General features: G+C 76.9%; 1 protein-coding gene. It reads left to right on the forward strand.

The window, feature by feature from the left end:
• Window positions 1-255 (forward strand): TSUP family transporter (locus QSK45_RS38245; protein WP_285563549.1); only part of this gene is annotated, 255 nt, incomplete at both ends.

Genomic DNA, 255 nt, shown 5'->3' on the forward strand with positions numbered 1-255 from the left:
GACATCTTCCCCAGGCGGTGCTGACCGTGGCCTTCTCGGTCATCGCGGCCCTCGCCGCGCTGCGGATGCTGCGCCCCGCCCGCACCGGCCCCGAGTCCGGTGCCCGGGTGAACCCGGGCAAGGCCGGAGCCGCGGGTGCCGGTCTCGGCGCGGTGACCGGATTCCTCGGGGTGGGCGGCGGCTTCCTCGCCGTCCCCGCGCTGGTGGGCGTGCTCAAGCTGCCCATGCGCCGCGCCGTCGGCACCAGCCTGCTGG

Source organism: Streptomyces hygroscopicus subsp. hygroscopicus (genome assembly GCF_030269125.1).
GTDB classification, from domain to species: domain Bacteria; phylum Actinomycetota; class Actinomycetes; order Streptomycetales; family Streptomycetaceae; genus Streptomyces; species Streptomyces hygroscopicus_C.